The sequence below is a fragment of the Streptomyces sp. XM83C genome (assembly GCF_023072675.1).
Classification (GTDB): Bacteria; Actinomycetota; Actinomycetes; order Streptomycetales; family Streptomycetaceae; genus Streptomyces; species Streptomyces thermocoprophilus.
The window spans coordinates 1-824 of record NZ_JALLGL010000637.1 but is presented as its reverse complement, the minus strand read 5'-3'; the positions used below and the strand labels follow the sequence as shown (position 1 = coordinate 824).

The following is an 824-nucleotide window of genomic DNA, read 5'->3' as shown; positions in this document are numbered from 1 at the left end:
CAGACCTTCACCACCTCCACCGTCTACAACATCGACGGCACCATCCAGTCCACCTCGATGCCCGCGCTGGCCGGCCTGCCCGCAGAGAGCGTCCACAACACCTACAACAACCTCGGCATGCTCACCGGCACCGACGGCATGACCGACTACGTCCAGAACATCGGCTACTCCCCCTACGGCGAGATCGAGGAAACCAGGCTCGGCACCTCCACCGGGGCCAAGCAACTGCAGATCCTCAACCACTACGAGGACGGCACCCGCCGCCTGACCAACAGCCACACAGTCGACCAGACCAACGCCGGCTACACCAGCGACGTCGACTACTCCTACGACGCCACCGGCAACATCAAGTCGATCACCGACAACGCCAACGGCAAGGACACCCAGTGCTTCGCCTACGACGGCTACCGCCGCCTGACCGAAGCCTGGACCCCTTCCTCCAACGACTGCACCACCGCCCGCTCGGCGTCCGCACTCGGCGGCCCGGCCCCGTACTGGACCAGCTGGACCTACAAGACCGGCGGCCTGCGCGACACCCAGACCGAGCACAAAACCACCGGTGACGCCAAGACTGTCTACGGCTACCCCGCAGTCAACGCCTCCGGCACCGGCCAGCCCCACACCCTGACCTCCGTCACCGTCAACGGCGGCACCGCCAACACGTACACCTACGACGAGCAGGGCAACACCACCACACGCTACGGCCCCACCGGCAACGCCCAGAACCTCACCTGGGACCTCGAGGGAGAACTCACCCGCCTCACCGAAGGCACCAAGACCACCGACTACCTCTACGACGCCAACGGCGACCTCCTGATCCGCCG

1 pseudogene is annotated in these 824 nt (G+C 65.9%); it reads left to right on the top strand.

Annotated features, from left to right (window positions below):
• A pseudogene (locus MTQ10_RS30855) lies at nt 1-824 on the top strand (hypothetical protein); the annotation flags it as partial.